Source organism: Qipengyuania citrea (genome assembly GCF_024171405.1).
Classification (GTDB): domain Bacteria; phylum Pseudomonadota; class Alphaproteobacteria; order Sphingomonadales; family Sphingomonadaceae; genus Qipengyuania; species Qipengyuania profunda.
The window spans coordinates 186,166-205,423 of record NZ_JALJZT010000002.1 but is presented as its reverse complement, the minus strand read 5'-3'; the positions used below and the strand labels follow the sequence as shown (position 1 = coordinate 205,423).

The window sequence follows — 19,258 nt, the reverse complement described above, 5'->3', positions numbered from 1 at the left end:
TCCACGCCTTCGCAAGGAGAAACGCGGCACCGCCTCCGCCCGGCAACAGGCGAAAGGACCAGCTCAGAACTCCAGCGCGACGCGGCCCATGACGTCGGCAATCATCACCGCCCAGCGTGCCTGACCGGCCTCGTTGGCGATCTGGTCCTGGCGGATTTCGATCGTGCAATAAGGGATGCCGTGCGCTTCGGCATGGCGGTCCATCGTCGCATTGAGCTGCTTGCCCGAATAGGGCTGGTTGTCGCCCACATTGAGGCCCTGCTCGCCGAACAGGCGGATCGCATGGCGGGCCGCGCGATCATCCTGGTTGTAAAGCAGCGCGACTTCCCATGGCCGCTCCTCGTCGCTGGTGGCGAGGCTGGGGGTGAAGCTGTGGAGCGCGACCAGCAGCTTGGGTTTCGCCTCCGCGATCAGATCGGCGAGCGCCGCGTGATAGGGACGATGAAAGCGGTCGAGCCGCGCCTCGATATTGGCGCCGATATTGCCCGGGATCAGATGGCCGTCGCTGGTCGCCGGGACGACCGCGGCTTCGTCTTCCTTGCGGTGCATGTCGCACACCAGCCGGCTGACGCAGGCGATATGCGCGGGCATGCCATGGCGGCGCGCCAGACGGTCGGCGATCCCCTCGACCCCGATATCGACCGCGATATGCTCGGTGAGCAGTTTGCGATCGATGCCCAGTTCGATGTCTTCGGGAACGAAGTTGGACGCGTGATCGGCAACGCACAGCAGGCCGCCGGGCCGCAGGTCCTCGGTGCCGACCTGGCGGTAAGGCAGATTGTCGATCATCATCGCAGGGATCCCTTCAGCTGCCACCATCCCGAATGCTCGGCGGCGATGCGTGCCGCGGCTTCGTCACGCGCGGCGTCGCTGTCGAACAGCGCAAAAGACGTCGCGCCGGAGCCTGACATACGGGCGAGCACGGGCGAGGTTCCGCGCAATGCGGCGAGCACGCCGGCGATCTGCGGACACAGCGAAATGGCCGGAATTTCGAGGTCGTTGCGCCCCTCCAGCGCAATGGTGCCGGCATCGCCTTTTGGCAGCGCACCGCGGTCGGTGCCGTCCCAATGCGCAAACACCGGACCGGTGGCGAGCGGGACGCGCGGGTTGACCAGCAGCACGGGGGTGCCCGCAAGGCTTTCGTCCACCGCTTCGAGCTCGGTTCCGGTCCCGCGGCCGATACAGGTACGGCTCTCAACACACGCGGGCACATCGGCCCCCAGCGCGGTGGCGCGTGCGTGCCAGTCCTCTGGCAAGCTGTAGCGTTCGCGCACCATGCGGAAGACCGCGCCCGCATCGGCCGACCCGCCGCCCAGCCCCGCCGCGACGGGCAGGTTCTTCTCGAGCGTCACCGCCAGCCCCTCGGCGCGTGGAAACTTGCCCAGCGCCTTGGCGACGAGGTTGTCGAAGGGATTGTCGAGCCCGCCGGAAAATTCCCCGAGCACCCGCACGCTGTCCTGCGCCGCGGCGGACGCGGTCAGCACATCGCCCGCATCGACGAAGGCGAACAGCGTCTCGAGCTCGTGATAGCCATCCTCGCGCCGGTTGCGGACATGCAGCGCGAGATTGATCTTGGCGTATGCGATCTCAGCAATGGCCACCCGTAGGCTCCCTCGTCATTGCGAGCGAAGCGAAGCAATCCAGGGCGCTGCCGTGGATTGCCGCGTCGCTTCGCTCCTCGCAATGACAGAGCAAGCGACGCCGGCGATCACATATTCGGGTAGTTCGGGCCGCCCCCGCCTTCAGGCGTGGTCCATTCGATGTTCTGGTTCGGATCCTTGATGTCGCAGGTCTTGCAGTGGATGCAGTTCTGCGAATTGATCTGGAACTTCATCTCGCCCGTGTCCTCGTCGGCAAGCCATTCGTAGACGCCTGCGGGGCAATAGCGGTTCGAAGGGCCGTCGTATTCGGCCAGTTCGCTGGTATTCTGCAGCTCCCAGTCGCACACCTTCAGATGGACCGGCTGGTCCTCGGCGTGATTGGTGTAGCTGAAGGCGACATTGGTCAGCTTGTCGAAGCTCAGCTTCCCGTCGGGCTTGGGATAGGCGATCTTCTGATGCAGATCGGCGCGCTGCAGCATCTCGTGGTCGCGGTGATGCTTCATCGTGATCGGCAGGCCGATCTTGAGCGTGCGCATCCACATGTCGATGCCGGCCAGCACGGTGCCGAGGTCTTCGCCCCACTTGGCCACCGCGGGCTGCGCGTTCTTTACCTTCTGCAGCTCTTCGGCGATCCAGCTCGACCGGACCGCGGCATCGTAATCCATCAGCTCGCTGTGCTCGGCACCGCCGGCGATCGCCGCGGCGATGCTTTCCGCCGCCAGCATGCCGCTCTTCATCGCGGTGTGGCTGCCCTTGATCCGCGGCACGTTGACGAAGCCTGCGGCGCAACCGATCAGCGCACCGCCGGGAAAGGCCAGCTTCGGGACCGACTGCCAGCCACCCTCGTTGATGACGCGGCCGCCATAGGCCACGCGCTTGCCGCCTTCGAGGATGGCCGCGATCGCCGGGTGGTGCTTCCAGCGCTGGAATTCCTGATAGGGCGAGACGTAAGGGTTCTTGTAATCGAGCGCAGTCACGAAACCGAGCGCTACCTGGCCGTTGGCTTGGTGGTAGAGGAAGCCCCCGCCCCAGGTGCCGGTTTCGCTCAGCGGCCAGCCCTGCGTGTGGATCACGCGGCCCGGCTCGTGCTTGGCGGGATCGATGTCCCAAAGTTCCTTGATGCCGAGCCCGTAGACCTGCGGCTCGCAATCGGCCTCGAGGTCGTACTTCGCCTTCATCTTCTTGGTCAGATTGCCGCGCGCACCCTCGGCGAAGAGCGTGTACTTGGCGTGGATTTCCATGCCCGGCTGGTAATCGCCCTTCTGCGAGCCATCCTCGGCGATGCCCATGTCCTGCGTCACCACGCCGGTCACCGCGCCCTGCTCGTCGAACAGCACCTCTGCCGCGGGGAAGCCGGGGAAGACCATTACGCCAAGACCCTCGGCCTGTTCACCCAGCCAGCGAGCGAGATTGCCGAGCGAGCCGGTGTAATTGCCGTGATTGCCCATGAAGGGGGGCAGCAGGAATTCGGGCAGGTCCGACTGGCCGGTTGCCGACAGCACCCAGTGGTGGTTCTCGGTCACCGGGGTTTCCGCCATCGGGCAGTCCATGTCGCGCCATTCGGGCAGCAATTCGTCCAGCGCCCTGGGATCGACCACCGCGCCCGACAGCACGTGCGCACCGATTTCGCTGCCCTTTTCGAGCACCACGACCTCGAGGTCCTCGTTGATCTGCTTCAACCGGATTGCTGCCGCCAGGCCGGCGACACCGCCGCCGATGATGACGACGTCGCAGGGCATCGATTCGCGTTCGCTCATGACTCTCTCTTTTCGTCGCGTAACTTGTGCGAGTGCCTTGATTGGTGGCGCTATTGAGGTCAAGACCTGCGCTTCGAGGAATGATGCACGCCGACCCGCCGAACCCGCGCGATTTTACAGCGCTCGCGAGCCTCGAAGGCGCGCTCGACTGGTGGCGCGAGGCCGGCGTCGATGCCGATTTCGCCGATGAGGCAAGCGGCTGGCTCGCCGAACCCAAGAGCGACGATGCCGTAGCGGCTCCCCCGCCGCCCGCCCCGCCGCCGGTCAAACGCAAGACCGCGCTCGAGCGCGCGCTCGACCAGCCCGACGGGACGGCCTCGGGCATCGATCGGACCGAACTGCCCGACACGCTCGAAAAATTTCGCGAATGGTGGATGACGGCGCCTTCGCTGGCGGATGGTGCGCTCGACCGGCGCGTCCCGCCGCGCGGGGTCGCGGGTGCCGCGCTGATGGTGCTGCTGCCCCAGCCCTTCGACGACGATGGCGATGGCCTGCTGAGCGGGGGCGCGCGCGCATTTGCCGAGGCGATGCTGCGTGCGATGGGGCTGGCAGCGCATGACGTCTATGTCGCCAGCGCGCTCCCCGTGCCCACGGCCATGCCCGACTGGACGCGGCTGGCCGCCAGCGGGCTGGGCGAGGTAGCGCGGCATCATATTGCGCTGGCCGCGCCGCAGCGCGTGCTCCTGTTCGGACGCGCACAGCTCGAACTGTTCGGCATTGCGCGTGAACGCGCGCGCGAGCCGCTGTCGATCGATTGTGCGGGCAAGCCCCATCCGCTGCTCGCCGCACCCGATCTGCGCAACCTCGCGCGCTCGGCTGCGCGGCGCGAGAATTTCTGGAACCGCTGGCTGGACTGGACCCAATGACCATTCGCCCACTCCCCCTCACCCTCGCCGCCATCCTCGTCGCCGCGCTGCCCGCCGCGCCCGCGCCCGCGCTCGCGCAGCAGAGCAGCGTCGAATATTTCACCCGCTCGCATTCCGCCGCGCTGCCGCAATTGCTGTCGAGCGACGACCGCGCCTTTTACGGCTCGCTGTTCGAAGCGATCGACAGCCGCAATTGGGACCGGGTCGAGGTCATGCTGGCGGGCCGCGCGGACGGGCCGCTGCACGGCGCGGCGCTGGCGAGCTATTATCTCCACCCCGAAAGCCCGCGGATCGAACTCGGGCGGATCGAAAGCTGGCTCGACCGCTATGCGCGCCTCCCCGAGGCCGAGGCAATCGTCCGGCTCGGGCTAACCCGCGGTCTCGAAAATCCGCCCAGCCTGCTGCGCGCGCGCGATCTGGTGCGCCAGCCCGGCTCGACCAAGCGGATCCGGCCCAGCGCGATCAATGACGGGACGATGCCCGAAAGCGTCAAGGCGGCGATCCTCGAACGGATCACCAATGACGATCCCGATGGCGCCCGCCTGCTGCTCGACGGGGTGGACGCGACGCTGAGTTCGCAGGCGCGCGGCGAATGGCGCTACCGGGTCGCGTGGAGCTACTACATCGAGAACCAGGACGCGCAGGCCTGGGCGCTGGCCGATACCGCGCGTGACGGCGGCAGCGGGGCCTGGGTCGCGGAAGGCGATTGGGCAGCGGGCCTCGCCGCCTGGCGGCTGGGCGATTGCGACAAGGCCGCCGAAGCGTTCCAGCGCAGCGCAGCGGGTGCAGTCAGCCCCAATCTCGCCGCCGCGGCGCATTACTGGGCCAGCCGCGCGCTGATCCGCTGCCGCTTTCCCGAAAAGGCCGACGAACAATTGCGCGGCGCGGCCCGCTTTCCCGAAACGCTCTACGGGATGCTCGCGCATGAACAGATGGGCCGCGACCTGCCGCGCACGCATGCGCAGCCCGATCTGACCGAAGCCGACTGGCGGCGCCTGCGCGACGAGGAAGCCGCGCGGCAGGCGGTCATGCTGGCCGAAATCGGTCGGCGCGAAGAGGCCGAGCGCGACCTGACCTGGCTGGTCCGCACGGGCGACCCCGATGATTACCCCGCGCTCTCGCGGCTGGCGCGCGCGCTCGGCCTGACCGGGGCACAGACCTTCATGGCCTATAACGCGCCGCGCGGCGAAGGCGCGCATCCCAGCCTGCGCTACCCCGTCACCTTCCGCACCCCGGTGGGCGGCTGGCGCGTCGACCCCGCGCTGGCCTTCGCGCATGCGCTGCAGGAATCGAATTTCCGCGAACGCGTGGTCAGCCCCGCGGGCGCGATCGGGCTGATGCAGATCATGCCGATCACGCAGCGCGAATATGCCGCCTCGATCAATATGAGCAGCGGCGCCGATCTCAAGGACCCGGCAGTCAATCTCGCCTTCGGGCAGCGCACGCTCGAATCGCTGGGCAGTTCGAGCTACACGCAGGGCCGTCTGCCCAAGGTCATGGCTGCCTATAACGCCGGGCCTTCGCCGGTTTCGCGCTGGGAAAGCGAGATCCGTGACCAGGGCGACCCGCTGCTGTATATGGAATCGATCCCCTATTGGGAGACGCGCGGCTATGTCGCCATCGTGATGCGCAATTACTGGATGTATCTGCGCCAGGCGGATGCCCCGGCGCCCAGCCGGGTGGAACTGGCCGAAAACGACTGGCCGATGTTCCCGGGTTTACGCTGATGCCGATCGACGAGAGCCTCCCGTTCAAACCTGTCCGTATCGCGCTGCTCACGGTTTCCGACACGCGCACGCTGGCCGATGACAGCTCGGGCGACATTCTCGCCGCGCGGATCGTGGACGCGGGGCACACCCTCGCCACGCGCGAGATCAGCCGCGACAGCAAGAATGAGATCGCCGCGCATCTGCACCGCTGGATCGACGACACCCAGATCGATTGCGTCATCACCACCGGCGGCACCGGGCTGACCGGGCGCGATGTGACGCCCGAGGCGCTCGACCGCGTGAAGGACAAGGACATTCCCGGCTTCGGCGAGATGTTCCGCTGGCTCAGCTTCGAAACCATCGGCACCAGCACGATCCAGAGCCGCGCCTGCGCCGTGCTGGCGCGCGGGACCTATATCTTCGCGCTGCCCGGATCGAACGGCGCGGTGAAGGACGGGTGGGACAAGATCCTGCTACATCAGCTCGACAGCCGCTTCCGCCCCTGCAATTTCGTCGAACTGATGCCGCGGCTGCGCGAGCGGTAAATTCGCCAGCCAGTCATTGCGAGGAGCCGAAGGCTCCGCGGCAATGCATCTTCCTTGCGCAAGCCGGACCAACGGAGCGCTGGATTGCTTCGCTTTGCTCGCAATGACTATGGAAGGCCAGCTTTGTTCCGTGTATGTTCTCGTGCATGGAACGACGACTCGCCCCTGCCATGTCAGGACGCGGCGCACAGGGCGCAGCGGTGCCCACGCGCTTCGGCCTCGCCACGCGCGAGGAGGACGGCGACTGGCGCGATTATATGGAGCAGTTGGTCGCCCCCGATGAAGGCCTGCCGGTAAAACTGCGCACCCAGGTGACCGAGGAATTCCCCAAGACGATCCTCAGCTTCAACCAGTCGCCCGACGTGCCCTTCGACCGCTCGGTCAATGCTTATCGCGGCTGCGAGCATGGCTGCGTCTATTGCTTTGCGCGGCCCACGCATGCCTATCACGACCTCTCGCCCGGGCTCGATTTCGAAACCAAGCTGTTCGCCAAGCCCAATGCGGCGCAGCTGCTGCGCGCCACGCTGGCCAAGCCCAAATACCGCCCGCGCCCGCTGGCGATGGGGACCAATACCGATCCCTACCAGCCGATCGAGGCGCGCTACAGGATCACGCGGCAGGTGCTCGAAGTGTGCCTCGACGCGCGCCATCCGGTGACGATCACCACCAAGTCCGATCGCGTGCTCGCCGATCTCGACCTGCTGGCCGAACTGGCCGAGCGGCGGCTGGTGGCGGTGGCGATTTCGGTCACCTCGCTCGACCCGAAACTGTCGCGCAAGCTCGAACCGCGCGCGGCGGCCCCGGCCAAGCGATTGCAGGCGCTGGGGAAACTGGCCGCGGCGGGGGTACCGACGCATTGCTCGGTCTCGCCGATCATACCCGCGATCACCGATGAGTTCATGGAAGAGATCGTCCAGCGCGCGGCCGCGCTCGGGGTCGACAGCGCCGGCTGGATCCCGCTGCGGCTGCCGCACGAAGTCGCCCCGCTGTTCCGCGAATGGCTCTCGGTCCATTATCCCGAGCGCGGCGACAAGGTAATGGGCATCGTCCGCTCGATCCGCGGCGGACGCGACAACGATCCCGACTTTCACACTCGCATGAAGCCTAGCGGCGTATGGGCGGATCTCTTCCGCGCGCGCTTCCGCCTCGCCTGCAAGCGCGCCGGGCTGGGCAAGGCGAAGTTCGAGCTGGATTGCACGCAGTTCAGGCCGCCCGCGCTAGGCGGACAGATGCGGTTGCTATGACAGCCTCCCCACCCTGGGGAGGGGGACCGCCGAAGGCGGTGGAGGGGCACATCCTATGATCACTGGACCACGGGACACAGTCAAACGCGCAAGGCAACTGCGTAGCGAAATGTCGGTGCCCGAACGAATTCTCTGGCGACATCTTCGCGGGCGTCCGCGCGGCCTCAAGTTCCGCCGCCAGCATCCCGCCGGCGCCTACATCATTGACTTCTATTGCGCGCGGCTGCGGCTCGCCATCGAGGTCGACGGCTGGGCGCATGACAGCGCGGAAACAATAAAAAGGGATCAGGCCAAATCGGCGTTCCTGCGCTCGCAGGGAATCGCAACTACGCGGATCCCCGCCGCGGCAGTGATGGACGATATCGAAGCGACGATAACGCGCTTACTGGACATATGCGACGCGCGAGCGAGCGACCTGCCCGAGCAGTGAAGGTGCCCCTCCACCACTTCGTGGTCCCCCTCCCCCTACCGGGGAGGCTACTAGAACCCCTCACCCGCTTCGCCTGGCGTGAAGCGCATCAGGCGGCTGTCCGCCAGCGCGGCGGTGCGGTTGACCACTGCCTGCTGGTATTCAGGATCCTTGATCATTGCGAAGAAGGCACCCGAATTGGGGTATTGCGCGACGAAACCGTCGTGCCAGCGCTTGGCGTCGGGGCCGGTCACCATGGTCTGGAAGCTGCCGCGCCAGACGATCTCACCGCCCACGCGGCGGAAGATCGGGCCGCTGGTCTTGCCGTATTCCTCATAGGCGCGCCGCCCGCTCCAGCCCTTGCCGGCGTGTTCGTGACCTTCCGGATATTCCGCCTGCTCGCGATATTCGAGCAGGTTGAGCATGTGGATCGGCTCGTCGCGCGGCAGGTCCTTGAACGCCTGGAAGTTCGCGGGGCTCGGATCGATATAGCTGTCGGCCATGGTCAGATCTCCAGCGCGTAGTCGCTGAACCGTTCGCGCAGGTCCTTCTTGCTGATCTTGCCCGTCGCGGTGTGCGGGATGTCGTCGACGAATTCGACCGCATCGGGCAGCCACCACTTGGCGACCTTGTCGGACAGGAAGTTGATCACCTCTTCCGCGGTGACTTCCTTGCCTTCCTGCTTGACCACGAACAGCACCGGGCGCTCGTCCCACTTGGGATGCATCATGCCGATGGCGGCGGCTTCGGCGACCGCCGGGTGGCCAACCGCGGCGTTTTCGAGTTCGACCGAGCTGATCCATTCGCCGCCCGACTTGATCACGTCCTTGGTCCGGTCGGTGATCTGCATCGTGCCGTCGGGATGCAGGATCGCCACGTCGCCGGTGTTGAACCAGCCGTCCGCATCGATCGCGTCTTCCTCGGCCTTGAAATAGCGCTTCACCACCCAGGGCCCGCGGATATGCAGCGCGCCCGAGCTTTCGCCGTCGCGCGGCAGGACCTTGGTCGGATCATCGAGATCGACCGTGCGCAGTTCCACGCCGAAGATCGGGCGGCCCTGCTTCATCGTCTTCTCGACTTTCTGGTCGAAGGTCAGCTGGTCCCAGTCGGCCGTGGGGCCGCCAACGGTGCCGATCGGCGAGGTCTCGGTCATCCCCCAGGCATGCTGGACGCGGGTGCCGTTCTTCATCAGCCGTTCGATCATGAAGCGCGGCGCGGCCGAACCCCCGATCGTCGCCGCGCGCAGCTTGGGCAGTTCGAGATTGTTGGCGTCGCAATATTGGAAATGCGCCAGCCACACCGTGGGCACGCCCGCCGAATCGGTGACCTTCTCGGTTTTCATCACCTCGTCGAGCACTGCGGGGTCGTTGACCGCGCTGAAGACGAACTTGATCCCTGCCATCGCCCCGGCATAGGGCAGGCCCCAGCTGGCCGCGTGGAACATCGGCACCACCGGGAGCATCACCGAGGACGCGGTAAAGTTGAAGGTCGACGGCTGCAGTCCGGCCAGCGCGTGCAGCAGCGTCGAGCGATGCTCGTACTGCACGCCCTTGGGATTGCCCGTGGTGCCGCTGGTATAGCAGATCATGCAGGGGTCGCGCTCGTCGCCATCGACCCATTCGAAGTCGCCGTCCTGCTCGCCGATCCAGTCTTCGAAGCTGGTGGTGTGCTCGCCGCTGTCGAAGCAGATGTAATGTTCGACCGTGGGCCATTTGTCGCGCATCTTGTCCACGATCGGCTGGAACGCCGCATCGTAGATCATCACCTTGTCCTCGGCGTGATTGACGATGTACTCGAGCTGGTCTTCGAACAGGCGCGGATTGCAGGTGTGCAGCACCCCGCCCATCCCCGCGACGCCGAACCAGCTGACCAGGTGGCGCGCGTGGTTCATGGCGAGGCTGGCGACCTTGTCGCCCTTGCCGAGGCCCAGCGCCTGCAGCGCCTGGCTCATCTTCTTCGCATCACGGCGCACGCCCGCCCAGTCGGTGCGGGTCTCGCTGCCATCCGCCCAGCGGGTGACGATTTCGCGGTTCGGGGCTTCCCGGGCTGCGTGGTCGATCACATGCGAGATCCGCATGCCCCAGTCCTGCATCGCGCCAAGCGACATATGTATTCCTCTCCATTCTGGTCATTGCGAGGCGCCGAAGGCGGCGCGGCAATCCAGCTTCACTCGTCGCAAATCGGAGCAACGGCGGGAAATGGATTGCTTCGCCTGCGGCTCGCAATGACTTTGTCCTCAAGCGACGAGGCGCAGGTTTGCCTTCCCCCGTCGCGCGGTTAACTGCACCTTGGCAAGGCCGGGCACGCTTGCCAAGCGTTCGGCGAGCTCGCCGTCGATAGAAAATGTTCGGCCCAGCCGCACGACGGGCGGGGCCGGGTCCCCGGTGAGCAGCGTGGCGACCGCCTCGTCGCCCCCCTGCCCGCCCTCGCCCAGCGCCAGCGCCAGCTGGGTCACCGCCTCGGCACTCTCGATCTCCAGCGTCAGCAGCATCGCCATGCTCCCGCGCACCGCGTCGAGCGGGACCGCCCCGCGCACGGTGATCCGCGGCGGTTCGTCGGGGCTCGGGCTGTCGAGTTCGACATCGAGCTTCACGCAAGTGCCGCTCCTGGCCCATTCGAGGAACTTCTCGACCAGCCCCTCTTCGAAACAGGCGGCGCTGAACTGGCCGGAGGCGTCGGAAAAATCGGCGCGGACGAAGGGCTTGCCGCGCTTGGTCGTGCCCTTACTGGCGCCTTCGACCTGCACCGCCATCACCGCGCCCATGCGCCCGCCACCGGGCACGCCGCCGGACATCAGCGAGGCGTGCGAACGGGCACCTTGCGCGCTGGCGATCTCGCGATAGGCAGCGGTCGCATGCTGCTTGAAGGAGAAGCCCATGTTCTCCTTCTCGCGGGCGCGCGCCTCGCTGAGCGACCAGTCTTCCGCGTCCTTCAATCGCAGATCGTCATCGACCGCTGCGTCCTCGCCGCCGAACAGGCCCGCCTGGCCGCTCGAGCGCTCGCGCTCGGCCGCATCGGCCACCGCGAGCAGCATGTCGGCATTGGCCATCAGCTTCGCGCGATTGGGCTCGAACTTGTCGAGCGCGCCCGCGCTGATGAGCGCCTCGAGCTGGCGCGAATTCATCGATCCCTTGGGCAGGCGTTCGAACAGGTCCTTGAGGCTTTCGAACCGGCCCGCCGCCTCGCGTTCCTCGACGATCGCTTCCATCGCGCGTTCGCCGACATTGCGGATGCCCGCCAGCGCGTAGCGCACGGCGTAACCATCGTCGGTCTGCTCGACGGTATATTCCGCCTCCGAATGATTGAGCGAGGGCGGCAGCACCGTGATCCCGCCGCGGCGCGCATCGTCGACGAAGATCGCCAGCTTTTCGGACTGGTGCATGTCGAAACACATCGAGGCAGCGTAGAATTCTTCCGGGTAATGCGCCTTGAGCCACGCGGTCTGGTAGGCGAGCAGCGCATAGGCGGCGGCGTGCGACTTGTTGAAACCATAGCCGGCAAACTTGTCGATCAAATCGAACAGCGCATTGGCCTCGGCCTTCTCGATCCCGCTGACTTCCTTGCACCCGGTGACGAAGCGTTCGCGCTGGATGTCCATTTCGGCCTGGACCTTCTTGCCCATCGCGCGGCGCAGCAGATCGGCGTCCCCGAGCGAATAGCCGGCAAGGATCTGCGCCGCCTGCATCACCTGTTCCTGGTAGACGAAGATGCCGTAGGTCTCGGCCAGGATGCCTTCGAGCTTGGCATGCGGAAACTCGATCGCGACCTCGCCTGCCTTGCGCTTGCCGAACAGTGGGATGTTGTCCATCGGGCCCGGGCGGTAGAGCGAGACGAGCGCGATGATGTCGCCGAAATTGGTCGGCTTCACTGCAGTCAGCGTGCGCCGCATGCCTTCCGATTCGAGCTGGAACACGCCCACCGTGTTGCCCGCCTTCATCAGCTCGTAGACCTTGGGATCGTCGAGCGGCAGCTGGGACAGGTCGATATCGATCTCGCGCCGCTTGAGCAGGTCGACCGCCTTCTTGAGCACCGACAGCGTCTTCAGCCCGAGAAAGTCGAACTTGACCAGTCCCGAGCTCTCGACATTCTTCATGTCGTATTGCGTCACCGGCATGTCCGAGCGCGGATCGCGGTAAAGCGGCACCAGCTTGGCCAGCGGCCGGTCGCCGATCACCACGCCCGCCGCGTGAGTCGAACTGTTGCGCGGGAAGCCCTCGAGTTGCATCGCCAGGTCGACGAGCCGCTTCACCTCATTGTCATTGTCGTATTCGTTCTTGAAATCGGCCGCTCCATTGAGCGCGCGCGGCAGCGTCCACGGGTCGGTCGGGTGATTGGGCACCATCTTGCACAGCCGGTCGACATGGCCGTAGCTCATTTGCAGGATGCGCCCCGTATCGCGCAGCACCGCGCGCGCCTTGAGCTTGCCGAAGGTGATAATCTGCGCGACGTGGTCGTGGCCGTATTTCTGCTGGACGTAGCGGATCACCTCGCCGCGGCGGGTTTCGCAGAAGTCGATGTCGAAGTCGGGCATCGACACGCGTTCGGGGTTGAGGAAGCGTTCGAACAGCAGGCCCAGCTGGATCGGGTCGAGATCGGTGATCGTCAGCGACCAGGCGACAAGGCTGCCCGCACCCGAACCACGCCCCGGTCCCACGGGAATGTCGTGGTCCTTGGCCCATTTGATGAAGTCGGCAACGATCAGGAAGTAGCCGGGGAAACCCATCTGGTTGATGATGTCGACCTCGAACTGCAGCCGGTCGAAATAGACCTTGCGTTCCTCCTCGCTCATCTCGCCATAGGGCGCGAGCCGCGCCTCCAGCCCCTTGCGCGCATCTTCCTCCAGCGCGCGCGCCTCGCCTTCGAGGTCGCCCGCGAGGCTGGGCAGGATCGGCTTGCGATAGGGCGGCGCATAAGCGCAGCGCTGCGCAACCACCACGGTGTTCTGCACCGCTTCGGGCAGGTCGGCGAAGGCCTCCTCCATCATGTGGTAGGTCTTCACATAGCTTTCGGGGTTCGACCGCGCGCGTTCCTCCGCATCGACATGCGTCGAGCCGGCAATGCACAGCATCGCGTCATGCGCCTTGTGCATATGCGGTTCGGCGAAATTGGCGGGATTGGTCGCCACCAGCGGCAGGTCGCGCGCATAGGCGAGATCGACCAGCGCCGCTTCGGCGCGCTCCTCGATCGGATCGCCGCGCCGTGCCAGTTCGATATAGAGCCGGTCGGGGAACAGCACCTGCAGGCGGTCGAGCAGGGCCTCGGCATGGCTCTGCTGGCCTTCGGCAAGCAGCCGCGTGACCGCGCCTTCGCTTGCACCAGTAAAAGCGATCAGCCCATCGGTGCGGCCATCAAGGTCGCCGATCCGCACATGCGGCTCGAATTCGAGCGGGCGTTCGAGATGCGCCTTCGACACGAGATGGCACAGATTGTCGTATCCCGCCTCGTCCTGCGCGTAGAGCGGCAGGTAATCGACCTGCTTGCCTTCCGCCCCCTCGTCGCGGCTCGGGCGCGCCACGCCCAGCAGGGCGCCGATGATCGGCTGCACGCCTTCGGCCTTGCAGGCATTGGCGAACATGACCGCGCCATAAAGCCCGTTACGGTCGGCGATCGCGATAGCGGGAAAACCGCGTTCCTTCGCCAGCTTGGCCATCGCCTTGGGGTCGATCGCGCCTTCGAGCATCGTATAGGCCGACAGGATACGGAACGGGACGAAGGGCTTGAAGGACATGCGTGCCAATATGCGGCGCGGGAGGGGATTCGCCAACCCGCGCGCGCCGCGCTTTCCTCCGTTCCGTCATCCCTGCGAAGGCAGGGATCCAGATAACGGAAACGATTCGCCAAAAGTTTGATCACCCGGGCCCCCGCCTAGGCAGAGGCGACAGTCATTTCCTAGGAGCTACAGCAGCTTTTCGATGTCCTTGGCGATCGTCTTGGGCGCATCGGTCGGCCCGTATCGCTTCGCGACCTGACCCGAACGGTCGATCAGGAATTTGGTGAAGTTCCACTTGATCGCCTTCGATCCCATCACGCCGGGCTTTTCGCGCTTCATCCAGTCGAACAGCGGGCTGGCATTGTCGCCATTGACGTCGACCTTGGCCATCAGCGGGAAGGTGAGGCCGAAATTGACCTTGCAGAACTCGGCGATCTCGCCCGCATCGCCCGGCTCCTGGCCGCCGAACTGGTTGCAGGGGAAGGCAAGCACTTCGAAGCCCTTGTCGCGGTAGTCCTGGTAGAGTTCTTCCAGCCCGTCATATTGCGGAGTGAAACCGCATTTGCTGGCAGTGTTGACCACCAGCAGGACCTTGCCCAGCTTTTCCGAAAGGGCGAGCTCGTCGCCCTTGTTCGTGGTGACGGCGAAATCGGCGATAGTGGTCATGCGGGGGTATTCCTTGCAGCGACGAACAAGTGGGACAGGGTCTGCACGCGCGGCGCTGACCGCACAAGGGCGGCCATCACCGGCGCGCAGAGCGCCTGTTCAGGCGGCAGGGAAATCCGGGCGCTGCGACAGGCCCGCTACCTCGGCAGCGTGATATTCGCGGTCGCCCGCCTTCTCGATGCAATATTGCGCTCGTTCGGCTTCTGGCATCAGCATCATGTGGCGGATCAGTTCGGCGAAAGTGCCGCTGCGCAGCCCCTTGGCCGCGTCGAGCACGCCGTCGCCATCATCCACGCGGTGCAGGCTGGCACGGTCGTCCCATTGGATGCCGTGAGCGTGGTTGTCGTCGCCTTTGAAAGTGCTGGGGTGGTCGGTCATTGAAATCTCCTTCGCGAGACCAACGACCGAAGCGGCTTGCGGGTCCGCTAAGCCAGCACGCCGTCGTGCAGCCGGACCACACGGTCCATCCTCTGTGCCAGGCGTTCGTTATGCGTCGCGATCAGCGCTGCGCTGCCTTCGCCGCGCACCAGCCCGAGGAATTCGGCGAGCACCTTGTCGGCGGTGGCCTCGTCGAGATTGCCGGTCGGTTCGTCGGCCAGCACGAGATCGGGCTTGTTGGCCAGCCCGCGCGCAACCGCGACGCGTTGCTGTTCGCCGCCCGAAAGCTGGCTCGGGCGATGATCGAGCCGGTGCCCGAGCCCCAGCGCGATAAGCAATTGTTCGGCGCGCGCCTCTGCCTCCACATGCGGGCGGCCGGCGACAAGCTGGGGCAGGACGACATTCTCGCGCGCATCGAAATCGGGGAGCAGGTGATGGAACTGGTAGACGAAGCCGAGATGGTCGCGGCGCAGCACGGTGCGCGCGCGCGAGTTCGATTTTTCCGCCGAATGACCGCCAATGACGATCTCGCCGCCGAAGCCCCCCTCGAGCAGGCCTACCGCCTGGAGCAGCGTCGACTTGCCCGATCCCGAAGGCCCGAGCAGCGCGACGATCTCGCCCGGGCGGATCGCAAGGTCGACCCCGCGCAGCACGTCGATCCGCTCGCCGCCCTGCTCGAAGCTGCGGGTAAGCTGCTTGAGCTCGACCACCGGTTTCACGCCCATATTACTCATAACGCAGCACCTGCACGGGATCGGTGTTCGCCGCCTTCCACGCGGGGTAGAGCGTAGCGAGGAAGCTGAGGCCCAGCGCGAGTAAGGCGATCATCGTCACTTCGCTGCCATCGACCTTCGACGGGATCGTGGTGAGAAAGCGATATTGCGGGTCCCACAGATTCTGTCCCGTCAGCGCGCCGATCGCCTGCACGATCTGTTGCCGTCCGGCGAGGATCGAGAAGCCCAGCGCAAGCCCAACGACTGTGCCGATTGCGCCCACGGTAAACCCGGTGGTGACGAAGATTTTCATCAGGCTTTGCCGTGACGCGCCCATGGTCCGCATGATCGCAATGTCGCGCGTCTTGGCGCGCACCAGCATGACGAGGCTGGAGAGGATGTTGAACGCCGCCACCAGCACCATGAAACTGAGCGCGAAGGCCATCGCCGCGCGCTCGACCTGCAGCGCCTCGAACAGCGTCGCGTTGATGGTTTTCCAGTCGGCGACCACCGCCCTGCCCTCGACCGCGCGCTGGACAGGTTCGAGGATCTCGCCGACCTCGTCGGCATCCTCCACCGTCACTTCGATCATGCCGACGGTATCGCCGATCAGCATCAGCGTCTGCGCGTCCTGCATCGGCATGACGACGAAAGCCCCATCATAGTCATAGACGCCGACTTCGAAGATCGCCGCGACTTCGTAACCGACCTGCCGCGGAACCGTGCCGAAAGGGGTCGAGCGGCCCTGCGGATTGATGATCGTGATCGTGTCGCCGACGCGGGCGCCGATATTCTCGGCCAGCCGAATGCCGATCGCGACCTTGCTTGCGCCCGCTTGCAGCGCATCGAAATTGCCGCTGACTGCCTTGCTTGCGAGTTCGTCGATGTCTTCGTCAGTGTTGCCGCGCACGATGATCGCCTCGACGCGTCCGTTGAAACTCGTCAGCAGCGGTTGTTCGATCAGCGGGCTCGCATCGACCACACCCGGCGTCTGCCGCACTTCCTCGAGAATGTTCTCCCAATCGTCCATCCGTCCGCCATAGGCCTGCACGATGGCGTGGCCGTTGAGGCCGACGATCTTGTCGAGCAGTTCGGCGCGAAATCCGTTCATCACGCTCATCACCACCACCAGCATGGCGACCGACAGCATCACCACGCCGATCGAGATGCTTGCCACCAGGGCAATGAAGGCCTCGCCCTTGCCTGGAAGCAAATAGCGTTTGGCGATAGTCCATTCGAATGGGGAGAGGATCAAGACGGCCCTGGTTTATGGCTGCGGAGTGCAGCGCGTTTAGGCAGGCAATCCTTGCTGCGCAATGAAATCGTGTCGGATGGGCGGGCATTGGTCGCACTGCCCTTGTAATCGGTTCGTAACACCGCCATTGGGCGCGCATCCCGATCAGCCGCGGCGGACAGGCCTTTCGATGAACCTCACGCACCCGTTTCTAGACGAGGATGGCGACAAGTTGCGCGAAGAGTGCGGCGTGTTCGGCGCAGTCAACGCGACCGATGCTTCCGCCGTCACCGCCCTGGGCCTCCACGCGCTGCAACACCGCGGCCAGGAAGCCGCGGGTATCACGAGTTTCAACGGCACCGAATTCTTCACGCTGCGCGGGCTTGGCCATGTGGCGGACAATTTCTCCAGCCAGGAAGCGATCGCCGAACTGCCCGGCATGATGGCGGCAGGGCATGTCCGCTATTCGACCACCGGCGGCTCGGGCCTGCGCAATATCCAGCCGCTCTATGCCGATCTTGCCAGTGGCGGCTTCGCGGTGGCGCATAACGGCAATATCTCGAACGCAGGCGTGCTGCGCGAGGATCTGGTGCGGCGCGGGTCGATCTTCCAGTCGACCAGCGACACCGAGGTCATCATCCACCTCGTCGCGACCAGCCGCTACCCCACCATCATGGACCGGCTGATCGATGCGCTGCGGCTGCTCGAAGGCGCCTATGCGCTGATCGTCATGACCCCCGAGGGCATGATCGCCTGCCGCGATCCGCTGGGCATCCGCCCGCTGCAGATGGGCCGGATCGGCGATGCCACGCTGTTCGCGTCGGAAACCGTCGCCTTCGACGTGGTCGGCGCCGAATTCGTCCGCCAGGTCGAACCGGGCGAAGTGATCAAGGTCGATTTCGACGGCAATATCGATTCGCTGCATCCCTTCGGCAATCATTCGGCGCGGCCCTGCATTTTCGAGCATGTCTATTTCAGCCGTCCGGATTCGGTATTCGACGGGCGCAGCATCTATGCCGCACGCAAGGCGATCGGCGCCGAACTGGCGCGCGAGACGCCGGTCGAAGCCGACCTCGTCATTCCGGTACCCGACAGCGGCGTCCCCGCAGCGATCGGCTATGCGCAGGAAGCGGGGATCCCGTTCGAACTGGGGATCATCCGCTCGCATTATGTCGGCCGCACCTTCATCCAGCCGAGCGACGGCGCGCGCCATGCCGGCGTCAAGCGCAAGCACAATGCCAACCGCGCGCTGGTCGAGGGCAAGCGCATCGTCCTGATCGACGACAGCATCGTGCGCGGCACCACCAGCCTGCAGATCGTCGAGATGATGCGCGAGGCCGGGGCCACCGAAGTGCATTTCCGTGTCGCCAGCCCGCCCACCGCGCATAGCTGCTTCTACGGCGTCGACACGCCCGAACGCAGCAAGCTGCTCGCCGCGCGGATGGATGTCGAGCCGATGCGCGAATTCATCAAGGCTGACAGCCTCGCCTTCGTCTCGATCGACGGTCTCTATCGCGCGGTCGGCGAAAAACCGCGCAATTCGGCCTGCCCGCAGTTCTGCGACGCCTGTTTCACCGGCGACTATCCCACTTCGCTCACCGATCTGATGCGGCGCGAGGACAAGCAGCAGCAGCTCTCCTTCACCTCCGAACAGGTCGCCTGATGGACCAGCCGCTCGCCAATCGCCTCGCGCTCGTCACCGGGGCAAGCAAGGGGATCGGCGCCGCCACCGCCCGCGCGCTGGCCGCCGCCGGGGCGCATGTGGTGCTGACCGGCCGCGACGTTCCCGCGCTAGAAGCGGTCGAGGATGCGATCCACGCAGTCGGCGGGGCATCGACCATCGCCCCGGTGGACCTTGCCGAAAGCGACGGGCTGGCACGGCTTGCCTCGGCCATTGCAGGCCGCTGGGACAAGCTCGATTATCTCGTGATTTCCGCAGCCTATCTGCCGGCCCTCACACCGGTTACGCAGATCGACGGCAAGCAGCTCAGCCAGGCGCTGACCGTCAATTTCCTCGCCACGCAGGCACTGCTGGCCAATTTCGACCCGCTGCTCAAACGCGCCGAGGCGGGCCGGGTGATCGGCCTGACCAGCAGCGTCGGGGCCAGCCCGCGCGCCTATTGGTCCGCCTATGGCGCGACCAAGGCGGCGTTCGACAATCTGCTCGAAAGCTATGCGCAGGAGGTCGAGAAGATCTCCAAGGTTCGCGTCGCGCTGGTCGATCCGGGCGCCACGCGCACTGCCATGCGCGCCAAGGCCTATCCGGGCGAAGACCCGCAATCGGTCAAGGACCCTGCCACGGTCGCCGACCGTCTTGTCGAATTGCTTGTTAACGATTTCACCGGCTTCCACCGCGAGCGCGTCGACGGGTGAATTAACCAGCTTCGGCGACGAATGCTAAACCCTGATCCGCGATACTCGTTAAA

The 19,258-nt window shown here is 65.5% G+C and carries 17 protein-coding genes; 7 read left to right on the top strand and 10 right to left on the bottom strand.

The features are described 5' to 3' along the window. Positions 1 to 63: 63 nt before the first annotated feature. The 3 genes from J2S32_RS01870 to J2S32_RS01860 all read right to left on the bottom strand — a co-directional run bounded on the left by J2S32_RS01870 (position 64) and on the right by J2S32_RS01860 (position 3,358). Entirely contained in the window at positions 64 to 789 is a 726-nt protein-coding gene (locus J2S32_RS01870; protein ID WP_253522872.1) for an N-formylglutamate amidohydrolase, read from the bottom strand. Next, positions 789 to 1,601, bottom strand: coding sequence for a 4-(cytidine 5'-diphospho)-2-C-methyl-D-erythritol kinase (locus J2S32_RS01865; RefSeq protein ID WP_253515448.1), 813 nt, complete (start codon positions 1,599 to 1,601; stop codon positions 789 to 791). The genes J2S32_RS01870 and J2S32_RS01865 overlap by 1 nt, the downstream gene beginning before the upstream one ends. A gap of 107 nt (positions 1,602 to 1,708) precedes the next feature. Then, a complete protein-coding gene (locus J2S32_RS01860; protein ID WP_253515447.1) occupies positions 1,709 to 3,358 on the bottom strand; it encodes an electron transfer flavoprotein-ubiquinone oxidoreductase in 1,650 nt (549 codons plus the stop codon). 80 nt (positions 3,359 to 3,438) lie between these two features. Here J2S32_RS01860 and J2S32_RS01855 point away from each other — a divergent pair, with 80 nt between their 5' ends. The 5 genes from J2S32_RS01855 (at position 3,439) to J2S32_RS01835 (ending at position 8,152) form a co-directional block, all read left to right on the top strand. Further along, entirely contained in the window at positions 3,439 to 4,224 is a 786-nt protein-coding gene (locus tag J2S32_RS01855; protein WP_253515445.1) for a hypothetical protein, read from the top strand. After that, the gene (locus J2S32_RS01850; RefSeq protein WP_253515444.1) at positions 4,221 to 5,951 is read left to right on the top strand and encodes a lytic transglycosylase domain-containing protein; all 1,731 of its coding nucleotides are present in this window, start codon (positions 4,221 to 4,223) and stop codon (positions 5,949 to 5,951) included. Before J2S32_RS01855 ends, J2S32_RS01850 begins: the two co-directional genes overlap by 4 nt. Then, complete coding sequence (gene moaB / locus J2S32_RS01845) at positions 5,951 to 6,478, top strand: molybdenum cofactor biosynthesis protein B (RefSeq protein ID WP_253515442.1); 528 nt, start codon at positions 5,951 to 5,953, stop codon at positions 6,476 to 6,478. Before J2S32_RS01850 ends, moaB begins: the two co-directional genes overlap by 1 nt. A 170-nt stretch (positions 6,479 to 6,648) precedes the next feature. Then, the gene (locus J2S32_RS01840; protein WP_367398963.1) at positions 6,649 to 7,722 is read left to right on the top strand and encodes a PA0069 family radical SAM protein; all 1,074 of its coding nucleotides are present in this window, start codon (positions 6,649 to 6,651) and stop codon (positions 7,720 to 7,722) included. A gap of 109 nt (positions 7,723 to 7,831) precedes the next feature. Continuing rightward, positions 7,832 to 8,152: an endonuclease domain-containing protein gene (locus tag J2S32_RS01835; RefSeq protein ID WP_253515440.1), complete on the top strand. Its 321-nt coding sequence runs from the start codon at positions 7,832 to 7,834 to the stop codon at positions 8,150 to 8,152. 50 nt (positions 8,153 to 8,202) lie between these two features. On the opposite strand, the gene J2S32_RS01830 is transcribed toward J2S32_RS01835, so the two are convergent. From J2S32_RS01830 to J2S32_RS01800, 7 genes are all read right to left on the bottom strand, one after another. Further along, a complete protein-coding gene (locus tag J2S32_RS01830; RefSeq protein ID WP_253515439.1) occupies positions 8,203 to 8,634 on the bottom strand; it encodes a DUF1330 domain-containing protein in 432 nt (143 codons plus the stop codon). 2 nt (positions 8,635 to 8,636) lie between these two features. Further along, complete coding sequence (locus J2S32_RS01825; protein ID WP_253515437.1) at positions 8,637 to 10,238, bottom strand: long-chain fatty acid--CoA ligase; 1,602 nt, start codon at positions 10,236 to 10,238, stop codon at positions 8,637 to 8,639. Positions 10,239 to 10,367: 129 nt separating this feature from the next. Then, positions 10,368 to 13,859: a DNA polymerase III subunit alpha gene (gene dnaE, locus J2S32_RS01820; protein WP_253515435.1), complete on the bottom strand. Its 3,492-nt coding sequence runs from the start codon at positions 13,857 to 13,859 to the stop codon at positions 10,368 to 10,370. Positions 13,860 to 14,027: 168 nt separating this feature from the next. Beyond that, positions 14,028 to 14,507 carry a glutathione peroxidase gene (locus J2S32_RS01815; protein WP_253515433.1) on the bottom strand — a complete coding sequence of 160 codons (480 nt, stop codon included), beginning with the start codon at positions 14,505 to 14,507 and terminating at the stop codon, positions 14,028 to 14,030. Positions 14,508 to 14,606: 99 nt separating this feature from the next. Then, positions 14,607 to 14,885 carry a hypothetical protein gene (locus J2S32_RS01810; RefSeq protein WP_253515432.1) on the bottom strand — a complete coding sequence of 93 codons (279 nt, stop codon included), beginning with the start codon at positions 14,883 to 14,885 and terminating at the stop codon, positions 14,607 to 14,609. A 47-nt stretch (positions 14,886 to 14,932) separates the two neighbouring features. Then, positions 14,933 to 15,619 carry an ABC transporter ATP-binding protein gene (locus tag J2S32_RS01805; protein ID WP_253515431.1) on the bottom strand — a complete coding sequence of 229 codons (687 nt, stop codon included), beginning with the start codon at positions 15,617 to 15,619 and terminating at the stop codon, positions 14,933 to 14,935. Further along, entirely contained in the window at positions 15,612 to 16,853 is a 1,242-nt protein-coding gene (locus J2S32_RS01800) for a lipoprotein-releasing ABC transporter permease subunit (RefSeq protein WP_253515430.1), read from the bottom strand. Before J2S32_RS01800 ends, J2S32_RS01805 begins: the two co-directional genes overlap by 8 nt. Positions 16,854 to 17,022: 169 nt before the next feature. On the opposite strand from J2S32_RS01800, the gene purF reads away from it, so the two are divergent. Both purF and J2S32_RS01790 read left to right on the top strand, forming a co-directional pair. Continuing rightward, entirely contained in the window at positions 17,023 to 18,495 is a 1,473-nt protein-coding gene (purF, locus tag J2S32_RS01795) for an amidophosphoribosyltransferase (protein ID WP_253515429.1), read from the top strand. Next, positions 18,495 to 19,205, top strand: a complete 711-nt coding sequence (locus J2S32_RS01790; protein WP_253515428.1) for an SDR family NAD(P)-dependent oxidoreductase — start codon at positions 18,495 to 18,497, stop codon at positions 19,203 to 19,205. Before purF ends, J2S32_RS01790 begins: the two co-directional genes overlap by 1 nt. Positions 19,206 to 19,258: the final 53 nt, after the last annotated feature.